Raw genomic sequence first — 19,767 nt, forward strand, 5'->3', positions numbered from 1 at the left:
ATTGCAGCGGCGCCATGCCGCACCCTTCACGCCGATTTGAGCAGGCTCTCCACCAGCGCCTTGATCCGCTTCAACGCGCCCGCGCGATCGATGCCGCCCTGCACCAAGCCATGCCGGAGCCAGAGTCCATCGATCATGATGCTGATTGCCTGCGCCGCGTCCTGCGCCTGAGGTGCGGGCAGCAGATGCTTCAGCGCCGACATGAGATTGCTGTGCATGCGCGCGTGAATCGCGCGCTGGAGCCTTGCGAATTGGGGGTTTCGCGGCACCGCACCGCAAAAGCTGAGCCAGGCATGCGTGATCTGCGGCACGAAGAAGTGCTCGTCGAAGTTCCCTTCGATCACAGCTTCAAGCCGCTCCCGCGGCGAGCGCGCGGCGGCGAGCCGTCGGACCACTTCGTCGCGCAAGGCGGCGTTGGAGCGCCGCATGGCGGCTTCGATCAGCTCATCCTTGTTCCGGAAGTAGTGAAGCACGATGCCTTTGGAGACGCCGGCCTTGGCCGCGACGCGTACCAGGGTTGTTCCGGGCAGACCCCAGACCTGCAGCGCCTCATAGGCGGCTTCGCTGAGCTCCTTCCGGCGGATCTGTTCGATGGACAGGCGCGGCACGGCATTCTCCGAGACAAATCAAACGCTTACATAGAGCCCCTTGACTCCATTGTCCAGCAGGTCGATAAATTGACCATCGGTCAGTTTACTGACCGATGGTCTATAATTCTTGGGAGGCGGAGATGATCAGGTTCTCCAAGGTTTCGGTCGCCGCATTGCTCCTGGTGGCCGCGAGCACGGCGCAAGCGGCGGAGCCGCAATCCTGCCGCCAGGTGCGCATGGCAGAACCCGGCTGGAACGACCTTGCCTTCACGACCGGTGTCGCTTCGGTGCTGCTGGAGGGGTTGGGATACGAGCCGAAATCCGATGTGCTCGGACTCGAGATCATCTATGCCTCCCTGAAAAACAAGGATCTCGACGTCTTTCTCGGCTACTGGGATCCGGCGATGCAGGTTTATTTCGACTCGTATCAGAAGGACGGATCGGTCGAGACCATCAAGCAGAACCTGGAAGGCGCCAAATACACATTCGCCGTTCCGCAGTACGTGCATGATGCCGGCATCCACGATTTTGCCGATCTTGCCGAACACGCCGACAAGTTCGATCGCAAGATGTATGGCATCGAACCCGGCTCCAACACGATCATGGAGCAGATCATCGCGGAGAACCGCTTCGGTCTGGGTGACTGGGAGCTGCTGGAATCGAGCGAACAGGGCATGCTGCAGCAGGTGAAGAAAGCCGTGCGCAAGCAGGAGTGGATTCTGTTCCAGGGCTGGGCGCCGCATCCGATGAACAGCGAGATTCCCATGGCCTATCTCAGCGGCGGCGACGAATGGTATGGGCCGAACTATGGCGGCGCCACCGTCCACACGCAGGTCCGGAAGGGCTATGTGGCCGAGTGCCCGAATGTGGGCAAGCTGCTGGACAATATCACGTTTACACTCGAGCTTGAGAATGAGGGCATGGCTTATCTCATCGGCGAAGCGATGTTGCCGAGGGACGCGGCGAAGAAGGCCATCACCGCGCACCCCGATCTGCTGGCGCCATGGCTCGCCGGCGTGACGACCTTCGACGGAAAGGATGGTCTTGCAGCGGTCAGGGATTCGCTGGGGCTGATGAACTAGCGAGGAGCGCACTTCCTTTCCGTGCGCGATAGCGCGAGCGCAGTTTCTCCATGCCAGCCATTGTCATCGGCAGCAGCATGCGCCTGCATGTGCGTATGATCGGATCGGCGGATCACTCGCCCCTGCTGCTGATCCAGGGGCTCGGTATGCAGATGACCGATTGGCCGGGTACGCTGCTGGCGGCGCTGTCACAGCACCATCGCCTGGTTCTGTTCGACAACCGGGACTATGGCCGCTCGAGCCCGTGCGGCCCTGCGATCGATCCGGCGCTCCGCGAGTCCGATTATCCGTTCGCACCGGTTGCCCCAGAGCGCGCGCCGTACTCGCTGTATGACATGGCGGCCGATGCGTTGAGCCTGCTCGATGCGCTGCGCATCGACAGCGCTCACGTCATGGGATTTTCGATGGGCGGCATGATCGCGCAGATCATGGCGGCCCAATGGCCCGATCGCGTGCGCTCGCTGGTATCGCTGATGTCGTCCGGCGGCCAACCTGTCTTGCTGGACGACATGCCGGGGGCGCAGTTCTTGGCGCGGATGATCGTGCATGTGCCAGATCGCGCGCGCTTGATCCGCCGGATGGTCGCCGCGCAGTCCGCGTGGACGGGGCCGCATCACGTGATCGACCCGCGCATCGTCGTGCGACGCCTTGAGCTTGGCTATCGCCGCTGCTACCGGCCGGCGGCGATTCATCGCCAGGCCTTGGCGTATGCCAGTGCAGGTGATCGCTCGTCCCTGTTGCGATGCATTCGATGCCCGTCGCTCGTGATTCACGGCGGGGCCGATCCGATCATCCCGCTGGCGTTCGCCGAGGCTGCTGCCCGCTTGATTCCCGGAGCAAGCCTCATGGTGCTGCCGGACGCAGCGCACGATTTGCATCCGGCCGTGGTGCCCAGGCTATCGGCTGCGATCCTCGCGCATCTCGCTGTCGCCGCACCTATTCGGATTAGGTCGGATGTTGTCTGAGACGCTTGACGCGCCTCCTGCTATGCCCGGCGCTTCATCGAGCGCGAGATGCCCGACTGAGTTGGCGAAACGGATTCGGGTTCGCCTAGGGGGATCACTATGAAGATCGCCGAGTACGCTGAGCTTGACGCAGTTGGCATTGCTGCGCTCGTGCGCACGGGCGAAATCTCAGCCCGGGAGGTGACGGAGGCTGCCATCGCTGCTGTGGAAAAGCTCGATCCCGTGCTGAATGCGCTGGTTCTGAAAGACCCTGAGTCGGCGCGCGAGCATGCCAAGCATACCGCAACACAGGGAGCGCTGGCAGGTGTTCCCTTCCTCGTCAAGGACATCTGCGTCCACGTCAGGGAATGGCCCACGACACTTTCCTCGCGCTTCTTCGCCGAGGCGCCCGCCCAGCCGGACAGCGAAATTGTGCAGCGCTGGCGTGCGGCAGGCATCGTCTTTCTTGGCAAAACCAATTTGCCCGAGTTCGCGGCCGACTTTGTCACGGAGCCGACGTTCCGCGGCGCTACTCTGAACCCTTGGGACCTTAGCGTCACGGTGGGCGGATCGAGCGGTGGTGCCGCATCGGCAGTTGCGAGCGGCATGGTGCCTGCCGCCCATGGTTCGGATGTGGGTGGCTCCATCCGTGTACCGGCTGCTTGTTGCGGGATCTTTGGCCTGAAGCCCTCTCGTGGGCTGAACCCCGTCGGTCCGTATAACGGCGAAGTCGGCGGCGGTCTCCATTGCGAGCACGTTCTGTCCCGCAGCGTGCGCGACAGTGCCGCCTTTCTTGATGCAACCGCTGGCCCGGAGCCAGGGGCACCCTATCAGGTAGCCAAGTCCGTGCCCTCTTATGTGAAATCGCTATCCGCACCTTCGGAGCGTCTTCACGTCGTCTGCGTTCCCCGCCGGCCGGATGGAAGCCCCGTCGCGCCTGAGATCGAAGCGGCGTTGAAGAAGGCAGCGCAGCTGGTCGAGACCTTGGGACACGAGGTCACAATGGGCGCGTTTCCGCCGGAGGTCGCGGAGGGCGAGAGCTGGATGCCGCTATGGATGGCGGACATCGGCATGGCGATCCGCGGGCGATCCGCCCAGCTCGGCCGGGGGCCAGGGCCCGATGAGATTGAGCGGCTTGGACGCTGCATCCTGGAGAGATTCGAGACCATGACCGCGGCCGACTACATCACCGCCAAGCGCCGGGCACATGCGGTCAAGCTTGCCATGGCCCGCCAGTTTGGAAGCTTTGATCTGATTCTGACGCCAACAACGGCGACCTTGCCCCCGAAGCTCGGCGCGATCGACAGCAATTCACCTTCTTTCACGTTCGAGAAGTGGGCGGCATCCGCCTACGGCTTCGCCCCTTTTACCGAAGTCTTCAACGTAACGGGACAACCAGCAGCCAGTTTGCCGCTGTTCCAGTCTGAATCCGGATTGCCAATCGGCATTCAGCTCGTAGGCCGACAGAATGAGGACCATCGCCTGTTATGCCTCGCCGCCGAACTCGAGGAAACAACAGGCTGGATCCGTCGACGCCCTCCAGTCTGGGCCTTCTGAGAAGCACTTTTTCGAGAGCTCTTGGAGCCGGTCCGTAAGTCGGGTGGTCACTTTGTGATTTCATGCCGGACGCCGCGCATGATTTGCACCCATCCGCGGTGCCAGGCGATCGGCCGCGATCCTTGTGCATCGCGGGACAGCCGCACGCTTGCAGCAATCCATTCGGACTAGGTCAGATGCCGTGGTCTGAGGCAGCGGCAGGACGAGACCGATTAAGCCGTTCTCAACTCGCCCGATGCTATTCCCGCGCCTCAGTCGGGCGCGAAGTAGCCATCCACCAGAAGGCACGCCCCGATGTCACGGGGCCGGGGCGAGCGCGGTATCGCAGCCTGCGATCGTTCCGGCTCCGACCATTTCGGAAGTCAGAAGGCAGAATTCAGAAAGAGCCCGTCCGACTTCTGACTTTCGGCCTACAGCATCTTCTGCTGAGCGTTCTCGGAGCTGACCGATTGCAGCAGCGATTTCACGCAGCGGTCGGCGGGCGTCGATTCCGCGACCTGGTTGCGGGCTTCCATGTAAGCGACGGCAAGGCCGGTTGCGCCGGCATAGAGATAAAAGTCCACGACGCAATCTGCGCCGGAATATTGCCAGATCTCGGCTGGCGCATCCTTGCGCACCAGCTTTGGCTGGCCGAGGGTGCGAGACAGATCCGCGCCGCCCAGACCGATGAAAGAGGCAGTATCCTTGGAAAGGATGGGTGCGGCGGGCTGGACGCTGGCACGCTTGGCGGCAGGGTTCGCGGAGTCAAGCGAGGCAGTGGATTGGCACGCGCTGATCAGGAGCATCGCGCCAGTCAGCGCGATCCAACGGAACTTTCCGCGGCCAATCTGGCCAGGTCGCATTTCGGGCCCCCGCCCAAAAGCACGCCGCCGGGTAGGGCCGGCTTGTCTCGAGAACCGGCCGGCACCGCCCACCGGCGCCGGCGGTCAACCCCATACGCTGTTACGCCGCAGCCTCGCTGGTGCTGGCTTCCGGCAGTGATTCCACGGTGCCAGAGATGATACCACCGCGCTCGACTTCAAGCTGGCCGTATTTCACCTTGCCGAACACCCGGCCTGTCGCCCGCACCGTCAGGCGGCCATGCACGGTCAGGTCGCCATCGAACCGGCCGCTGATGTCGGCGGATTCGATGTCGGCCGAGCCCTTGAACTGGCCGGACGAGGCAATGTCGATCTGCCGGCAGTCGTTCAGCACCGCTTCGACGCGACCCTCGACCACCAGGAAATCGCAGGTGCGGATCTCGCCATTCAGGATGATCTCGCGACCGACGATCAGCTTCTTGTGGTCGGTCTCACCGGCGCGCGGTGCGGGAGGCTGCTCACGGCGCTGTGTGAACGCGCTGAGATCAGGTGGGCGGCGCGCAATCTCCGCGGGCCGCGAAACGCCTGGTGTCGGCGCGTCCTGCCGCAAATAGCTCTTGGCCTCAGCCGGCGCCGTAGGCGGGGTGTCCGCAGTGTTTGGCGTCGACATATCCTGATCCTTCTTCTTCCCGAACATCTTAACCCTTTCCGTGACGTGCGGAGTGCGCCCCGTGCCCTCGGCGCGGCATACTCTCAGTGTTAGGCCCCATCAGCCCCGCCAACGACACAGACCGAGAAATCGCCAGTTTATGCCAATGGCTTGACGGTCTGAGTCGTGCTTTTGTGGTTTAGCACATTCTGCGCGACGTGCACCATAAAAGCCGCCCCCAATACCGGCGCCAACAGGTTGACGAACGGTATCGTGAGGCACACCGCTATCATGACACCAGCGATGGTAAACGTTCGGTTATGACGGCGGTGTAATTCGTGCGCGCTGGCACGATCCATGCGCCGGAACGCCACCATTTCGAAATACTCCCGGCCCAACAGCCAGCCATTCACGCCCCACGTGATCAGCACATAGATCGGAAAGACTAGGAGGAATGGCAGAGCCAGGATATTGGCGATGATGGCGATGGCAGCCAGCTTCAGTCCGTCGAATACGGCTTGCAGTATCGGCACCGGCTTGGCCGGCGGAAGGGCCGGATAGTGCTTGGCCTCCACCGCGTCGATCACCTCGTCGGCGAAGATCCCGGCGATGGCCGCAGCAATGCTGGGGAAGAGGAGCCAGGCAATTACGATGGCCCCGATCGCGCCGCCGAACTGCGCCAAGCCCTCCAGCCAGCCGCTCAAGCCTGCCAGCCAGCCGATCAGCAGGTAGACCAGCACCACGAACAGGACAAAGCCCAGGATGGCGAGGCCGATAGTCTTGGCAATCACCCGCCGGATCGGCGGATCGTTCAGTTGACCGAGGGTTTTCGCAAGCGCGCTGAGCACGACCGTTCCTTTCAATTCAATGATTTACCCCATATCGAGGGCCGCCGCGACACCCGCAAGGGATCAGTCATTAGTTAACAGGAATTGGAATGTGCGTCATGCGGTCCGCCCTTCCGATTCCTGATTCCTGAAAACCGATACCTGACTATACTCCGCCGACTTTTTTGGGGCGGGAAGAGATAGGGTTTCATGTCTGAAGTCATCGATGTGGTCGGCATCGGCAACGCGATCGTCGACGTGCTGGCACATTGCGACGATGCGTTCATCAAGCGGCTGGGCCTGACCAAGGGCGCCATGACCCTGATCGATACCGCCCGGGCGGAGGAGCTCTATGCCGCCATGGGCCCGGCCATCGAGATTTCCGGCGGGTGTGCAGCCAATACCACCGTCGGCGTCGCCAGCCTGGGCGGCAAGGCCGCCTTCATCGGCAAGGTGGGCAACGACCAGCTGGGCGGCATTTTTCGCCATGATGTGCGCGCCGCCGGCGTCCACTACGACATCGCGCCCGCGACCTCCACGACCCCGACCGCCCGCTCGATGATCCTGGTGACGCCGGATGCCGAGCGCACAATGAACACCTATCTCGGTGCCTGCCACGAGCTGACCCCCGCGGACATCGACCCGCACCTGATCCAGCGCGCCAAGGTCACCTACATGGAGGGCTATCTGTGGGACCCTCCGCTGGCCAAGGAGGCGTTCCTCAAGGCCGCGCGCATCGCCCACGAGGCTGGCCAGGAAGTCGCCCTCAGCCTGTCCGACTCCTTCTGCGTGAACCGCTACCTCAAGGAGTTCCAGGACCTCGTGAAGAACCACGTGGACATCCTGTTCGCCAACATCGGCGAGATCACCGCCCTCTGGGAGACCAACGATTGGCACGAGGCGGCGCGCATCACCCAGCAGCATTGCGACCTCGCGGCACTCACCCGCAGCGAGCTCGGCTCCGTCATCGTCACGCCGGACGAGATGATCGAGATTCCGGCCTGGCCGGTCGACCGCATTGTCGACCTGACCGGGGCCGGCGATCTCTATGCCTCGGGCTTCCTCTACGGCTATACCCACGGGCGCGACTTCGAGACCTGCGGGCGCATCGCCTCGCTTGCCGCGGGCGAGATCATTTCCCATATCGGCGCCAGGCCCGAGACGCCGCTCGCCGAACTCGTGCTCAGCCGGCTGGTGTAACAAAATGCACGCATCCAGCCGCTACACATCGGGAACGCCGCCGACGCTCCGCTGATCCGGCGACCTTGGTTTCGCCGATCCGACCGCGCGCTCCCTACGAGCGGCGCGCCCTTTTGCTCAGTTTGAAAGTAGACCCATGAAGTTGCGTAACATTGCCATCATCGCCCATGTCGACCACGGCAAGACCACCCTGGTTGACCAGCTCCTGAAGCAAAGCGGCGCCTTCCGCGCCAACCAACAGGTGATGGAGCGGGTCATGGACTCCAACGACCTGGAGCGCGAGCGTGGCATCACCATCCTCGCCAAATGCACCTCGGTCGACTGGAAAGGTACGCGCATCAATATCGTCGATACGCCCGGCCACGCCGATTTCGGTGGCGAGGTGGAGCGCATCCTCAACATGGTGGATGGCGTGATCCTGCTGGTGGACGCGGCCGAAGGCCCGCTGCCCCAGACCAAGTTCGTCACCATGAAGGCGCTGGCGCTGGGCCTGCGCCCCATCGTGGTCATCAACAAGTGCGACCGGCCGGATGCGCAGCCGCACGAGACCCACGATGCGGTGTTCGACCTGTTCGCCATACTCGGCGCACAGGACGAGCAGCTCGACTTCCCGACCTTGTTCGCGTCTTCGCGCCAGGGCTGGGCGGTCGCGGATCTCGAGAAGGAAGAGCGCAAGGATCTTTCGCCCATGTTCGACCTGATCGTCGACCATGTGCCGACGCCGCGGGTGCAGAACGACGCCCCATTCTCCATGCTGGTCACCACGCTGGAATACGACAACTACCTGGGGCGTGTGCTGACCGGGCGTATCCAGACGGGCAAGGCCCTGGTCAACATGCCGGTGCGCGCGATCCAGCCCGACGGCAACATCGTCGAGACCGCGCGCCTCACCAAGCTGCTGTCGTTCCGCGGCATCGAGCGCGTGCCGGTCGAGGAGGCGGAGGCCGGCGATATCGTCGCCATCGCAGGCCTGACCGACACCACGGTCGCCGACACGATCTGCGACCCGGTGGTGGAGATCCCGCTGCCGGCCCAGCCGATCGATCCGCCAACTTTGGCCATGACCTTCTCGGTCAACGATTCGCCGCTGGCCGGCCGCGAGGGCGACAAGGTGACCAGCCGCATGATCGGCAACCGCTTGCTGCGCGAGGCCGAAGGCAATGTCGCGATCAAGGTGAGGGAGACGGAAGGCCGCGACGCGTACGAGGTTGCCGGTCGCGGCGAACTGCAGCTGGGCGTGCTGGTCGAGACCATGCGCCGCGAAGGCTTCGAGCTGTCGATCAGCCGCCCACGCGTGTTGTTCCGCCAAGATCCTGAAACCGGCGAACGCATGGAGCCGATCGAGGAAGCGGTCATCGACGTCGACGAGGAGTTCACCGGCGTCGTCATCGACAAGCTCGGCCAGCGCCGCGGCGAGCTGGTCGAGATGCGGCCCTCCGGCGGCGGCAAGACGCGGCTTGTCTTCCACGTGCCCGCGCGCGGGCTCATCGGCTATCACGGCGAGTTCCTGACCGACACCCGCGGCACCGGCATCATGAGCCGCTTGTTCCACGGTTACGGCCCTTATCGCGGCCCGATCGCGGGCCGGCGCAACGGCGTGCTCATCTCCAACGCCGACGGCGCGGCGGTCGCCTATGCCCTCTGGTACCTGGAAGAGCGCGGCGAGCTGTTCGTCAATCCCAGCGAAGCGGTCTATGAGGGCATGATCATCGGCGAGAACAGCCGCGGCCATGATCTCGAGGTCAACCCGCTGAAGTCGAAGCAGCTCACCAACATCCGCACCACCTCGAAGGACGAGGCGATCCGCCTGACCCCGCCGCGCGCGATCACGCTCGAATACGCCATGGCCTATATCGAGGACGATGAGCGCGTCGAAATCACGCCCAAGTCCATCCGCCTGCGCAAAGCCATCCTCAACCCGCACGACCGCAAGAAGGCAGAGAAGCGCGCCGAGGCGGAAACGGCGTGAGTTGGCACTTGGCGCTGCATCGAGGCCCCCTCACCCCCACCCCTCTCCCTCGAGGGGAGAGGGGCTATTCGCACGAACCCATCAACAGCGTGCCCTCTCCCCTTGAGGGAGAGGGGCAGGGTGAGGGGTATGTCGATGCCATGCTCGACGTCGCAAACAAGGTCCATTCCAGATGAGCGAAACCAACTTCACAATCCTCGACGGCGGCATGGGGCGCGAGTTGCACCGGATGGGTGCGCCGTTCAAACAGCCGGAATGGTCGGCGCTGGCGCTCATGGCTGCGCCTGACACGGTGACGCGGGCGCACCAGCGCTTTGCCGACGCCGGCGCGGAGGTGATCACCACCAACTCATACGCGCTCGTGCCCTTTCACATCGGTGAGGCGAAGTTCAAGGCGGAGGGGCGTTTCCTGGCAGACCTCGCCGGCGGGCTCGCACGCAAGGTCGCGGACGGATCAAAGCGCAAGGTCCTGGTGGCGGGGTCATTACCGCCCCTCTTCGGCTCCTATCGTCCTGATCTGGTCGACGAAGCGAAGGCGCCCGCGATCATCCGCCCGCTGATCGACGGCCTTTCGCCGCATGTCGATCTGTGGCTCGCCGAGACACAAAGCTGCTTGGCAGAGGCGCGCTTTGCCCGCCAGACGCTCAGCGAGGACAAGCGCGCGTTCTGGGTCTCCTTCACACTCGATGACGACAATCCGGACCTGACGCGGCCGAAGCTGCGCTCCGGCGAATGCGTCGCCGCTGTCGTCACCGCCATGCTGGAGCTCGGCGTCGACGCAATCCTGTTCAATTGCAGCCAGCCGGAGATCATGGCAGGCGCCGTCGATGCCGCCCGGTCGGTGCGCGACGCGCGCGGCAGCGAAGCCAGGATCGGTGTCTACGCCAACGCCTTCCCGCCCCAGCGCGATGAAGCGGCCAACAAAGGCCTGAGCAACATCCGCGCCGATCTCACTCCGGATCGCTACGCGGAGTTCGCCATGGACTGGCGCGAGCGCGGCGCGCACATCATCGGCGGCTGCTGCGGCATTGGCCCGGAGCACATCGCTGCGCTCAAGGCGATGCAAGACTGATCAAAGTCCACAGAACGGAGGGCGCATGGGGATCCATGCGCGCCAGTCGTTCTGGGGATGGTCAAGCCAACTCTAGGGGAAACGCCTGAACGCCTTGGTCTCGTGCTTGGCCGAGTGCACGATGACTCCCACCGTCACGATCGCGGTCAGGACCAGGGCCACGACGATCAGGAACGGCCGGTCTGCGAAGGTGAAGTAGGCTTCCGTCCCTTCCCAGGCGGTTACCGGGCTGCCATTCATGTCGGTTCTCCTTTTCTCACTCGGCCGGCACGCCTTGCGGCGCCGCGTGGCCGTTGCCGTTGGTTGAAGGGGTGAGGCCTTCCGGATAAGGCTTCAGCGGAATCTCGACGAGATCGAGGCCGGCGATCTCCGCACCCGGCGTGATGCGCAGCAGACCGAACAGCTTCAGCACATAGGACACCACGAAGCCGGGGATGAAGCCGAGCGACGCAAAGACGGCGAGGCTGACCAGCTGGCCATAGAGGCTGGAGTCGGGGCCCGCTGCGCTCGGATAGCCACTCGCGAAGATGCCAGCGGCGACCAGGCTCCAGGCACCCGCCGCGCCATGCACCGCGAAGGCGCCGACCGCGTCGTCGATCTTCAGCTTGATCAGCATGTCCTGCACCTTCGGGATGATGCAGCCGCCGGCGAACCCGATTAGGAACGCGAGCGCCGGATGATAGACATCGAGGCCCGACGCGGCGGAGATGATGCCGGCCAGCGCGCCGGACATCATCCAGAACGGATCGCGCGTCATCAGGAAGCAGCCGATGATGCCGCCCGCGAAGCTCATCAACGTGTTGAAGGCGAACGCCGAGAGCGTGGCCGGCTGGCCGTAGATGTTGATCCACTGATCGCCTGTCACATAGATGATGCAGCCGCCCAGGAAGCCGAAGAAGCCGACGATGATCATCATCAGACCGATCATCGTCATGGGCGCGGAATGCCCAGGAATCTCCATCGGCGTGCCGTCCGGCGCGAACCGGCCGATGCGAGGGCCGAGATTGATGATCACACCGAGGGCAAAGAAGCCGGCGATGACGTGCACGCAGCCTGCTGCCGCCACGTCATGCAGGCCAAGCTTGGTGTGCAGCCAGCCCGCCGGATGCCAACCCCATGCCGCGGCGAGGATCCAGATCACCGATCCGAGCAGGACGGCGAGGATGATAAACGCGCTGAGGCGGATGCGTTCGATTAGCGAGCCCGAGAGGATGGAGGCCGTGGTGGCCGCGAACATGGTGAAGGCCGCCCAGAATACACCGGACGCATTGTCCGTGAGGTTCGGCCCCATATTGGCGCTCCAGGGCAGGCCGGCGACGCCGGCTTCGTCGATCGTGAAGCCGCCGGGAAAGGCGAGATAGATCCACCAGCCGAACAAGAAGAAGGTCGGCACGATGAACGCGAACGCGAGGATGTTCTTCACCCCCGATGCCAGCGCGTTCTTCACGCGCGACGCGCCCATCTCGTAGGCCAGGAACCCGGCATGGATCATCACCATGATGGCGGTGCACCACCAGTAGAAGATCTCCATGTTGATCGTGCCGGACATGGTGATGAGTTTGCGCAGCTCATCCACCGCGGCTTGGGTCTCAGGATCCATTCGGTGCCCCCTATCCCTGTGTCATGCGCTTGCTCCCCTCACGCGATCCGTTGGACCGCACCCGCAAGCGTGCCCTGTTTGCTGTTTGGGCAGCGGAACCTCAGCAAGGGGTATGCCAGCGCGCCGCCTCGTTGATTCGGCATGGATTTTCGAGACCAACGGCGCGACCATCTGGACGCGCTTTGAGCAAGTGCGTAACGATTGGGCAACCGGTCCGGCCCTAGTCTCCGAGTCGGACGGTGCGGAGAGGAAAGTTCGATGGCCGAAGCGGTTGCCGTGAAGAAGGACTGGTGGTCGGCGATCGCGGCCTATCTCACGCCCCGCATGCTGATCATCTTGGCGATGGGCTTCGCCTCCGGCCTGCCGCTGCTGCTGACGCTGTCGACGCTGTCGTACTGGCTAGCGACGGTCAAAGTGGATCTGACCACCATTGGCCTTTTCGCTCTGGTCGGAACGCCGTACACGTTCAAGTTTCTTTGGTCGCCCATCATGGATCAGGTGCCGTTGCCCGTGTTGACGCGCCTGCTCGGTCGGCGGCGCAGCTGGCTCTTGCTGACGCAAGCGCTGCTGGCGGTCGCGATCTTCGCCATGGGGCTGACCGATCCAGCCACAGACCCGCTGGGCACAGCGGTGGCTGCGCTCGTCGTCGCGTTCCTCTCCGCCAGCCAGGACATCGTGATCGACGCCTATCGCATAGATCTGTTGCCGCTGGACGAGCAGGGCCACGGCGCCGGCGCAACGCAAGTCGGCTATCGTTTCGGCTTGCTACTGGCGGGCGCGGGTGCGCTGGCCATGTCCGACCATGTATCCTGGCCGGTCGTCTTCGCCGTGCTGGCCGGCGCCATGTTGGCGGCGATGGTGGTGACGCTGCTGGCGCCCGAACCCAAGGCTCCGCCGAAACCGGAGCACCGCGACTACGGAGAGGTCGTCAAGGAAGCGGTCATTGATCCGTTCGCCGATTTCATGATGCACAAGGGCTGGATCCTGATCCTCGCCTTCACCTTGTTCTATAAGTTCGGCGATGCCTTGGGCGGCACGATGGCCAATCCGTTCTATGTCAAGATGGGATTCACCGGCACAGAGATTGCGGCGGTCAGCAAGGTGTGGGGCGTGTGGATGACGGTCGCCGGCGCCATCCTCGGCGGCATCGCGGTCGCGCGCTGGGGCGTGTTCAAGGCGCTCATGATCGGCGGCATCCTGCAGGCCGTCACGAATCTCACCTTCGCCTACGTTGCAACGGTCGGCCACGATCTTCCTGCGCTCGCCATCGCCATCACGGCCGACAACATTGCCGGCGGCGCTGCCGGCGCGGCGCTGGTGGCCTATCTGTCCGGGCTTTGCAACGTCGCTTACACCGCGACCCAGTATGCGCTGCTCACATCATTCATGGCGCAGGGGCGCACCTGGCTTTCTTCAGGCAGTGGGTGGCTGGCCGATCACATGGATTGGGCCACGTTCTGGATCGCGACCATGCTCTTTGCCGTCCCGGGCCTAGTGCTGCTTGCAATCATGATGCGCTACTTTCCCTATCGGCCTGCCGCACGTCCGGCCGATCAGCCCGCGGTATCCTGATGCCCACTAGATCACCCCGCGTCGAGATCGAGTTCTGCACCCAGTGCCGGTGGCTGCTGCGCGCGGGTTGGACAGCGCAGGAGCTGCTGACCACCTTCCAGGACGAGATCGGCGAGGTGGCACTCATTCCCGGTACCGGCGGCGTGTTCGAGGTGCGGGTCGATGGCCAGACCATCTGGTCGCGCAAGGGCGAAGGGCGCCATGCCGAGCTGACCGAGTTGAAGCAGCGCCTGCGCGACGTCATCGCGCCGGAGCGGGAGCTCGGCCACTCCGACCGAAAGAAGCAGCCATAGCAGCCTGGCCGCGCCACTCACCAATGGCGGCCAGCGCGACGCACGCAAAAGCCAAGATCGACGCGGCGGTGCGTGCGTGGTTCCAGAGGGTCCACCGCTCGGCATAGGCGCGCCAGACCGCCACGGCGTCGTCGGCGTCAGCCGGCACCAGCGCCAGCGCCTCGTTCATCGGCACATGGACAATGAAGGTGAGGGCAAGGCTGCCCGCTGCATAGATCAGTCCCGCAGCCGCCAACGGCGCGGCAATCGCCCAGCGCCGCGCCAGCAGGGCTGCAATGGTGGTGAACCCGAAGGCGCCGAAGAACGCGAACGCGAACACTGGCGTACGGATAGTGGCGTTGATCCCCTGCATAGCCAGCATTGCGGCGCGCGGCTCGGTCACCGCCAGTCCAGGCATTACCGAGATGGAATAGGTGTAGAAGAAGCCGGCGATCAGTGCGCTCGCCAGCAAAGCCAGCGACAGCATGAAGCGACGCGCCACAACCATCTGGTTCCCCCGTCACGGTCCGCAGATGCAACGAAGCTACCGAGCAAACCCTGCGCAGCCAAGAACGGAAAGAATAGTGCGCGGCGCCTAGATATTCACATCCAGCGCATAGCCAGCCGAGCGCACGGTGCGCACGAGGTCGGCGGCGCCTTCGATGTTGATGGCCTTGCGCAGGCGGCGGATGTGCACGTCGACGGTGCGCGGCTCGACATAGATGTCGCGGCCCCAGACGTGATCCAGCAATTGCTCGCGGCTGAACACCCGTCCCTGGTTTTCTAGAAGAAAGCGCAACAGGCGGAACTCGGTCGGCCCCAGATGTACATCCTTGGCGCCGCGCCGCACCCGGTGCGTGGCAAGGTCCATGGAGAGGTCCTGGTACTGCAGCACCTCGGTCTCGGCCTGCGGCAGGGCGCGGCGCAAGACAGCGCGGCAGCGCGCGACCAGCTCGCTGGGCGAGAACGGCTTGGTCACGTAATCGTCGGCGCCGACTTCCAACCCGCGCAGCTTGTCGCTTTCCTCGCCGCGCGCGGTCAGCATGATGATGGGCGTGCGGCGATGCTCCGGCGAGCGGCGGATCTGCCGGCATACTTCGATGCCGGACAAGGCCGGCAGCATCCAGTCCAGCAGGATGAGGTCCGGCCGCTGCTCCTTCACGATCAGCAGTGCTTCCTCGCCGTTGGCGGCATCGATCACGCGGAAGCCTTCGCGCTCCAGGTTGTAGCGCAGCAGGGTGACCAGGGCCGCTTCATCCTCCACCACCAGAACCAATGGCTGGCCGTGCGCCTCGCGCACGGGCAACGGTGTGGTCTTGGCGCGATCAGGCATCGATTGGAACATTGGTCGTATCGCCTTTCGGTCTCTCTTCGTCCAGGCTCCGGCCGTGGACCAGGAAATAGACGATCTCCGCGATGTTGGTCGCGTGGTCGCCGATGCGCTCGATATTCTTGGCAATGAACAAGAGGTGCGTGCAGGGCCCGATATTGCGGGGATCCTCCATCATGTAGGTCAGCATTTCGCGGAACAGGCTGTTATACATCTCGTCGACTTCCTCGTCGCGCCGCCAGGCGGCACGGGCGCCTTCCGCATCCTTCTCGATATAGGAATCGAGCACGTCCTTGATGATCTGCAGCGCGAGCTGGCTCATGCGCGGGATGGAGGCCACCGGCTTCATCGGCGCATGGGTCGACAGCACAATGGCCCGCTTGGCGATGTTCTTGGCGTAGTCGCCGATGCGCTCGATGTCGGACGCGATCTTGATGGCGGCCACGACCTCGCGCAGGTCCTGCGCCATCGGCTGGCGCAGCGCCAGCATGCGCACGGTCATCTGCCCGACCTCGGTCTCCAGCGCGTCGATGCGCTTGTCGTCCTGCACCACCTGGGTCGCAAGCTCGCTGTTGCGCCGCACCAACGCCTCGACCGCGCGGGTGAGCTGGGCTTCCGCAAGGCCGCCCATCTCCGCGATCACGTTGCTGAGGCGCTTCAGATCCTCATCGAAGCTCTTGACGATGTGGTCGGTCGGCTTGTTCACCATGATGTTTCCTTCGCGCCTCTTAACCGAAGCGGCCGGTGATGTAGCCCTGCGTGCGCTCATCGCGCGGGGCCGTGAAGATCTGCTCGGTATCGCCCCATTCCACCAGCACGCCGAGATGGAAGAACGCCGTCTTCTGGCTGACGCGCGCGGCCTGCTGCATCGAATGGGTGACGATGATGATGGTGTAGTTCTCGCGCAGCTCGTCGATCAGCTCTTCGATGCGCGCGGTCGCGATCGGATCGAGCGCCGAGCACGGCTCGTCCATCAGGATGACCTCGGGCGAGACCGCAATGGCGCGCGCGATGCAAAGCCGCTGCTGCTGGCCGCCGGAGAGGCCGGTGCCAGGCTGGGCGAGGCGGTCCTTCGCCTCGTTCCACAGGCCGGCGCGCTCCAGGCTGGTCTGCACGATCTCGTCCATCTCCGCCTTGTCGTGCGCCATGCCGTGGATGCGCGGACCGTAGGCAATGTTGTCGTAGATCGACTTCGGGAACGGATTCGGTTTCTGGAACACCATGCCGATGCGCGCGCGCAGCATCACGACGTCGAGCTTCGGGTCGTAGACGTTCTCGCCGTCCAGCCGGATGTCGCCGGTAACGCGGCAGCCGTCGATCACGTCGTTCATGCGGTTGAGGCAACGCAAATAGGTCGACTTGCCGCAGCCGGATGGGCCGATCAGCGCCGTCACCTGGCGCGAGGGAATGTCGAGGTCGACATTGAACAAGGCCTGCTTCTGACCGTAGAAGACGTTGACCTGGCGGCTCATCATTTTGGGCTCTTCGCCCGGCCGGGGCGCCACCGCCGGCTTCACGTTGGCATTTGTCAGAACCATTCCGCTGGTATCCATTTTGCCGTCATCCGCTGTCAGTTGGGCTTTGTGTGCCGCCCGTGCCATAGCCGCTCCTCACCATCACCATCGCCGCTCGAACCTGCGGCGGATCACCACCGCGGCTGCATTCATCAGTACCAGGAACACCAGCATCACCATGATGCCGGCCGAGGTGCGTTCGACGAAGGCGCGCTCCGGCGCATCCGCCCATAGGAAGATCTGAACCGGCAAGACCGTCGCCGGATCGGTGATGCTGGTGGGAATATCCACGATGAAGGCGACCATGCCAATCATCAGGACCGCCGCCGATTCGCCCATGGCGCGCGCCGTGCCGATGATGGCGCCCGTCATGATGCCGGGCATGGCGAGCGGCAAGACGTGATGCATCACGACCTGCTGCTTCGAGGCGCCGACGCCATAGGCGGCTTCCCGGATCGACGGCGGCACGGCCTTCAGCGCCGCGCGCGTGGCGATGATGATGGTGGGCAGTGTCATGAGCGACAGCACCATGCCACCGACCAGAGGCGCACCGCGCGGCAGGCCGAAGAAGCCGAGCAATACCGCAAGGCCCAGCAAGCCGAACACGATCGAGGGCACCGCCGCCAGATTGTTGATGTTGATCTCGATGATGTCGGTGATGCGGTTCTTGGGCGCGAACTCCTCGAGATAGATCGCCGCCGCCACGCTGATCGGCAGCGAGAGGATGATGGCCGTCAGAATCGTGAGCAGGCTGCCCACCAAGGCGCCGCCCACGCCCGCCTGCTCCGGCTCGCGCGAATCGCCGGTCGTGAAGAAGTCGAGATTGAAGCTGCTGACGATGCGGCCTTCGGCTTCGAGCTTGTCGAACCATCCGAGCTGCTGGTCGTCGATCGGTCGATCCGTCGCTGGCACGTCGCGATCGATGCGGCCCTTGGCCAGCATATCGATCTCGTCGGCCGCCAGCACCTCGACCCGCTGGGTGGTGCCCACCAGGGCCGGGTTCTCCATGACCATCCGGCGTACGGCATCACCGGCGGCGTTGCTGAGGAAATCGTTGAGCGCGCGCCGGTCGCCGCGGGACTCGACCTCCGGGAACAGGCTGCGCAACGCCTCGCGCACCACAGCCTGGTAGTTGCCCTGCCACAGCGATTCGGGCAGGCGCGTGTTCTGCGGGTCGACCTCTGCCGGGTCAATATTGACGTCGAGCACGATTCGGGTCTGCCAGAAGGCGGTGTAGCCCTGCAGGACGACCGTGACGGCGAGAAAACCCAGCATGAATACGGCGAAGCCGATCGCCAGCATGCCATAGAGGCGGAACCGGCGCTCGGCGGCATAGCGCCGGCGGATGCGGTCTTCCGACAGGTCCGGACGGCGCAGCTTGACGCCGGTTTCCGAGGCAGATCCGATGAGCGCCACGTCAGTCATATTTCTCTCGATATCTGCGAACCACATTGAGCGCGATGACGTTGAGGCAGAGAGTGACGACAAACAGCAGCAGGCCGAGCGCGAAGGCCGCCAGGGTCTTCGGCGAATCGAACTCCTGGTCGCCCACCAGCAGCGTCACGATCTGCACCGTGACCGTCGTCACCGCCTGCAGCGGATTGGCGGTCAAATTGGCAGCAAGGCCAGCCGCCATCACCACGATCATGGTCTCGCCGATGGCGCGGCTGATCGCGAGCAGAACGGCGCCGACGATGCCGGGCAGCGCGGCGGGAAACACCACTTGCTTGATGGTCTCCGACTTGGTCGCGCCGAGCGCGAAAGAGCCGTCGCGCAGGCTCTGCGGCACCGCGTTCATCACGTCATCCGACAAGGAGGAGACGAAGGGGATGATCATCACGCCCATGATGAGGCCGGCGGCCAGCGCGCTTTCCGACGCGACATTGAGGCCGATCGCGTCACCCGCCTGGCGGAAGATCGGGCCTATGGTGAGGGCGGCGAAGAAGCCGTAGACCACCGTCGGGATGCCCGCCAGGATCTCCACCAGCGGCTTGAAGATGCTGCGCACCCTGCTGGTCGCATAGTCGGACAGATAGACCGCGATCATGAGGCCGGTCGGCACCGCGACCACCATGGCGATGAAGGTGATGAGCAGCGTGCCGGCGATCACGGGAATCGCGCCGAACGCGCCGGAGGAACCGACCTGGTCGGCGCGCAACGCCATCTGCGGGCTCCATTGCAGGCCGAACAGGAATTCCGTGATCGGGACCTGGGCGAAGAAGCGCAGCGATTCGAACACCAGCGACAGGACAATGCCGACGGTGGTGAGAATGGCGAGGGTCGAGCAGGCGAACAGGATGCCGAGCACGATCCGCTCCACGCGGTTGCGCGAGCGCGCCTCGACATTGATGCGGCTGTAGGCAAAGCCGATGCCTAGCACCGCCAGGGCCACAGCGGCTCCGATGGCGCCGAGACGCGCCATCGCGTTCCACGAACGATAGGTCGCCGCCGCAGCCTGCACTGCGGGGTCGGCGATCTGGCTGAGGTCCGCCCGCTCGGCGGCCTGGCGTGCTTCGCTCAGCAGCAGAGAAAGCCGGCTCTCATCGAGGCTTGCGACTCGCTGGGCCGGCATGGCGGAGATCGCCGCCTCGGTGACGATCGCCGGCTGAGCCGTCAGCCAGACGAGGGCCACCAGCAGCGCCGGCAGGCCGCACCACAAGGCAACGTAGAAGCCGTGGTAGTTGGGCAGCGAGTGCAGGCGGCGCAGGTCACCGCCGGCCTTTACGGCGGCGCGTGCGCGGCCCATGAAGAAGCCGATCAGGCTCAAGCCCAGGACCGCGACCAGAATG

General features: G+C 64.2%; 20 protein-coding genes. 8 read left to right on the forward strand and 12 right to left on the reverse strand.

The window, feature by feature from the left end; translation table 11 throughout:
* Positions 1-26 precede the first annotated feature (26 nt).
* Positions 27-608 (reverse strand): choline-binding transcriptional repressor BetI, encoded by a 582-nt coding sequence (betI, locus tag DTX69_RS22295; RefSeq protein ID WP_119303795.1) that lies wholly within the window; start codon positions 606-608, stop codon positions 27-29.
* 122 nt (positions 609-730) lie between these two features.
* Between betI and choX the strand changes: the two genes are divergently transcribed.
* From choX to DTX69_RS22310, 3 genes are all read left to right on the forward strand, one after another.
* Entirely contained in the window at positions 731-1,672 is a 942-nt protein-coding gene (gene choX / locus DTX69_RS22300; RefSeq protein ID WP_119303865.1) for a choline ABC transporter substrate-binding protein, read from the forward strand.
* Between the two features lie 50 nt (positions 1,673-1,722).
* Positions 1,723-2,637 (forward strand): alpha/beta fold hydrolase, encoded by a 915-nt coding sequence (locus DTX69_RS22305; RefSeq protein WP_119303796.1) that lies wholly within the window; start codon positions 1,723-1,725, stop codon positions 2,635-2,637.
* 99 nt (positions 2,638-2,736) lie between these two features.
* Entirely contained in the window at positions 2,737-4,173 is a 1,437-nt protein-coding gene (locus DTX69_RS22310; RefSeq protein ID WP_119303797.1) for an amidase, read from the forward strand.
* A 410-nt stretch (positions 4,174-4,583) separates the two neighbouring features.
* Here the strand turns inward: DTX69_RS22310 and DTX69_RS22315 are convergent, their stop codons facing one another.
* The 3 genes from DTX69_RS22315 to DTX69_RS22325 all read right to left on the reverse strand — a co-directional run bounded on the left by DTX69_RS22315 (position 4,584) and on the right by DTX69_RS22325 (position 6,470).
* Positions 4,584-5,015, reverse strand: a complete 432-nt coding sequence (locus DTX69_RS22315) for a hypothetical protein (RefSeq protein ID WP_119303798.1) — start codon at positions 5,013-5,015, stop codon at positions 4,584-4,586.
* A gap of 100 nt (positions 5,016-5,115) precedes the next feature.
* Positions 5,116-5,670 (reverse strand): bactofilin family protein, encoded by a 555-nt coding sequence (locus DTX69_RS22320; RefSeq protein WP_119303799.1) that lies wholly within the window; start codon positions 5,668-5,670, stop codon positions 5,116-5,118.
* 110 nt (positions 5,671-5,780) lie between these two features.
* Positions 5,781-6,470 (reverse strand): EI24 domain-containing protein, encoded by a 690-nt coding sequence (locus DTX69_RS22325; RefSeq protein WP_162917459.1) that lies wholly within the window; start codon positions 6,468-6,470, stop codon positions 5,781-5,783.
* A gap of 189 nt (positions 6,471-6,659) precedes the next feature.
* On the opposite strand from DTX69_RS22325, the gene DTX69_RS22330 reads away from it, so the two are divergent.
* The 3 genes from DTX69_RS22330 (at position 6,660) to DTX69_RS22340 (ending at position 10,690) form a co-directional block, all read left to right on the forward strand.
* Positions 6,660-7,649 (forward strand): adenosine kinase, encoded by a 990-nt coding sequence (locus DTX69_RS22330; protein ID WP_119303801.1) that lies wholly within the window; start codon positions 6,660-6,662, stop codon positions 7,647-7,649.
* A gap of 136 nt (positions 7,650-7,785) precedes the next feature.
* On the forward strand, positions 7,786-9,618 hold the full coding sequence (gene typA / locus DTX69_RS22335) for a translational GTPase TypA (protein ID WP_119303802.1): 1,833 nt from the start codon (positions 7,786-7,788) through the stop codon (positions 9,616-9,618).
* A gap of 172 nt (positions 9,619-9,790) precedes the next feature.
* Positions 9,791-10,690, forward strand: coding sequence for a homocysteine S-methyltransferase family protein (locus tag DTX69_RS22340; RefSeq protein WP_119303803.1), 900 nt, complete (start codon positions 9,791-9,793; stop codon positions 10,688-10,690).
* 72 nt (positions 10,691-10,762) lie between these two features.
* Here the strand turns inward: DTX69_RS22340 and DTX69_RS30345 are convergent, their stop codons facing one another.
* Together DTX69_RS30345 and DTX69_RS22345 are read right to left on the reverse strand one after the other, a co-directional pair.
* On the reverse strand, positions 10,763-10,930 hold the full coding sequence (locus tag DTX69_RS30345; protein WP_162917460.1) for a hypothetical protein: 168 nt from the start codon (positions 10,928-10,930) through the stop codon (positions 10,763-10,765).
* 16 nt (positions 10,931-10,946) lie between these two features.
* Positions 10,947-12,290, reverse strand: a complete 1,344-nt coding sequence (locus DTX69_RS22345; protein ID WP_119303804.1) for an ammonium transporter — start codon at positions 12,288-12,290, stop codon at positions 10,947-10,949.
* Between the two features lie 258 nt (positions 12,291-12,548).
* Here DTX69_RS22345 and DTX69_RS22350 point away from each other — a divergent pair, with 258 nt between their 5' ends.
* Positions 12,549-13,862 (forward strand): AmpG family muropeptide MFS transporter, encoded by a 1,314-nt coding sequence (locus DTX69_RS22350; RefSeq protein ID WP_119303805.1) that lies wholly within the window; start codon positions 12,549-12,551, stop codon positions 13,860-13,862.
* Positions 13,862-14,155 carry a SelT/SelW/SelH family protein gene (locus DTX69_RS22355; protein ID WP_119303806.1) on the forward strand — a complete coding sequence of 98 codons (294 nt, stop codon included), beginning with the start codon at positions 13,862-13,864 and terminating at the stop codon, positions 14,153-14,155. The genes DTX69_RS22350 and DTX69_RS22355 overlap by 1 nt, the downstream gene beginning before the upstream one ends.
* On the opposite strand, the gene DTX69_RS22360 is transcribed toward DTX69_RS22355, so the two are convergent.
* The 6 genes from DTX69_RS22360 to pstC form a co-directional block, all read right to left on the reverse strand.
* A complete protein-coding gene (locus DTX69_RS22360; protein ID WP_162917461.1) occupies positions 14,103-14,621 on the reverse strand; it encodes an anthrone oxygenase family protein in 519 nt (172 codons plus the stop codon). The genes DTX69_RS22355 and DTX69_RS22360 overlap by 53 nt on opposite strands.
* 108 nt (positions 14,622-14,729) lie before the next feature.
* The gene (phoB, locus tag DTX69_RS22365) at positions 14,730-15,467 is read right to left on the reverse strand and encodes a phosphate regulon transcriptional regulator PhoB (RefSeq protein ID WP_119303808.1); all 738 of its coding nucleotides are present in this window, start codon (positions 15,465-15,467) and stop codon (positions 14,730-14,732) included.
* On the reverse strand, positions 15,460-16,173 hold the full coding sequence (gene phoU / locus DTX69_RS22370) for a phosphate signaling complex protein PhoU (RefSeq protein WP_119303809.1): 714 nt from the start codon (positions 16,171-16,173) through the stop codon (positions 15,460-15,462). Before phoU ends, phoB begins: the two co-directional genes overlap by 8 nt.
* A 19-nt stretch (positions 16,174-16,192) precedes the next feature.
* On the reverse strand, positions 16,193-17,002 hold the full coding sequence (gene pstB / locus DTX69_RS22375) for a phosphate ABC transporter ATP-binding protein PstB (RefSeq protein WP_119303866.1): 810 nt from the start codon (positions 17,000-17,002) through the stop codon (positions 16,193-16,195).
* Between the two features lie 78 nt (positions 17,003-17,080).
* On the reverse strand, positions 17,081-18,403 hold the full coding sequence (gene pstA / locus DTX69_RS22380; RefSeq protein WP_284735992.1) for a phosphate ABC transporter permease PstA: 1,323 nt from the start codon (positions 18,401-18,403) through the stop codon (positions 17,081-17,083).
* The gene (gene pstC, locus DTX69_RS31090; RefSeq protein WP_407643993.1) at positions 18,396-19,724 is read right to left on the reverse strand and encodes a phosphate ABC transporter permease subunit PstC; all 1,329 of its coding nucleotides are present in this window, start codon (positions 19,722-19,724) and stop codon (positions 18,396-18,398) included. The genes pstA and pstC overlap by 8 nt, the downstream gene beginning before the upstream one ends.
* Between the last annotated feature and the right edge of the window lie 43 nt (positions 19,725-19,767).

The sequence above is a fragment of the Dongia deserti genome (assembly GCF_003574735.1).
Taxonomy (GTDB): domain Bacteria; phylum Pseudomonadota; class Alphaproteobacteria; order Dongiales; family Dongiaceae; genus Dongia_A; species Dongia_A deserti.

What these genes read in the sequence shown, in the direction of transcription:
- choX (WP_119303865.1), top strand. Translation starts at nt 731, where the DNA reads ATGATCAGGTTCTCCAAGGTTTCGGTCGCCGCATTGCTCCTGGTGGCC.
- DTX69_RS22305 (WP_119303796.1), top strand. Translation starts at nt 1,723, where the DNA reads ATGCCAGCCATTGTCATCGGCAGCAGCATGCGCCTGCATGTGCGTATG.
- DTX69_RS22310 (WP_119303797.1), top strand. Translation starts at nt 2,737, where the DNA reads ATGAAGATCGCCGAGTACGCTGAGCTTGACGCAGTTGGCATTGCTGCG.
- DTX69_RS22315 (WP_119303798.1), bottom strand. Translation starts at nt 5,015, where the DNA reads ATGCGACCTGGCCAGATTGGCCGCGGAAAGTTCCGTTGGATCGCGCTG.
- DTX69_RS22320 (WP_119303799.1), bottom strand. Translation starts at nt 5,670, where the DNA reads ATGTTCGGGAAGAAGAAGGATCAGGATATGTCGACGCCAAACACTGCG.
- DTX69_RS22330 (WP_119303801.1), top strand. Translation starts at nt 6,660, where the DNA reads ATGTCTGAAGTCATCGATGTGGTCGGCATCGGCAACGCGATCGTCGAC.
- typA (WP_119303802.1), top strand. Translation starts at nt 7,786, where the DNA reads ATGAAGTTGCGTAACATTGCCATCATCGCCCATGTCGACCACGGCAAG.
- DTX69_RS22340 (WP_119303803.1), top strand. Translation starts at nt 9,791, where the DNA reads ATGAGCGAAACCAACTTCACAATCCTCGACGGCGGCATGGGGCGCGAG.
- DTX69_RS30345 (WP_162917460.1), bottom strand. Translation starts at nt 10,930, where the DNA reads ATGAATGGCAGCCCGGTAACCGCCTGGGAAGGGACGGAAGCCTACTTC.
- DTX69_RS22345 (WP_119303804.1), bottom strand. Translation starts at nt 12,290, where the DNA reads ATGGATCCTGAGACCCAAGCCGCGGTGGATGAGCTGCGCAAACTCATC.
- DTX69_RS22350 (WP_119303805.1), top strand. Translation starts at nt 12,549, where the DNA reads ATGGCCGAAGCGGTTGCCGTGAAGAAGGACTGGTGGTCGGCGATCGCG.
- DTX69_RS22355 (WP_119303806.1), top strand. Translation starts at nt 13,862, where the DNA reads ATGCCCACTAGATCACCCCGCGTCGAGATCGAGTTCTGCACCCAGTGC.
- DTX69_RS22360 (WP_162917461.1), bottom strand. Translation starts at nt 14,621, where the DNA reads ATGCTGTCGCTGGCTTTGCTGGCGAGCGCACTGATCGCCGGCTTCTTC.
- phoB (WP_119303808.1), bottom strand. Translation starts at nt 15,467, where the DNA reads ATGCCTGATCGCGCCAAGACCACACCGTTGCCCGTGCGCGAGGCGCAC.
- phoU (WP_119303809.1), bottom strand. Translation starts at nt 16,173, where the DNA reads ATGGTGAACAAGCCGACCGACCACATCGTCAAGAGCTTCGATGAGGAT.
- pstB (WP_119303866.1), bottom strand. Translation starts at nt 17,002, where the DNA reads ATGGTTCTGACAAATGCCAACGTGAAGCCGGCGGTGGCGCCCCGGCCG.
- pstA (WP_284735992.1), bottom strand. Translation starts at nt 18,403, where the DNA reads ATGACTGACGTGGCGCTCATCGGATCTGCCTCGGAAACCGGCGTCAAG.
- pstC (WP_407643993.1), bottom strand. Translation starts at nt 19,724, where the DNA reads ATGGGCCGCGCACGCGCCGCCGTAAAGGCCGGCGGTGACCTGCGCCGC.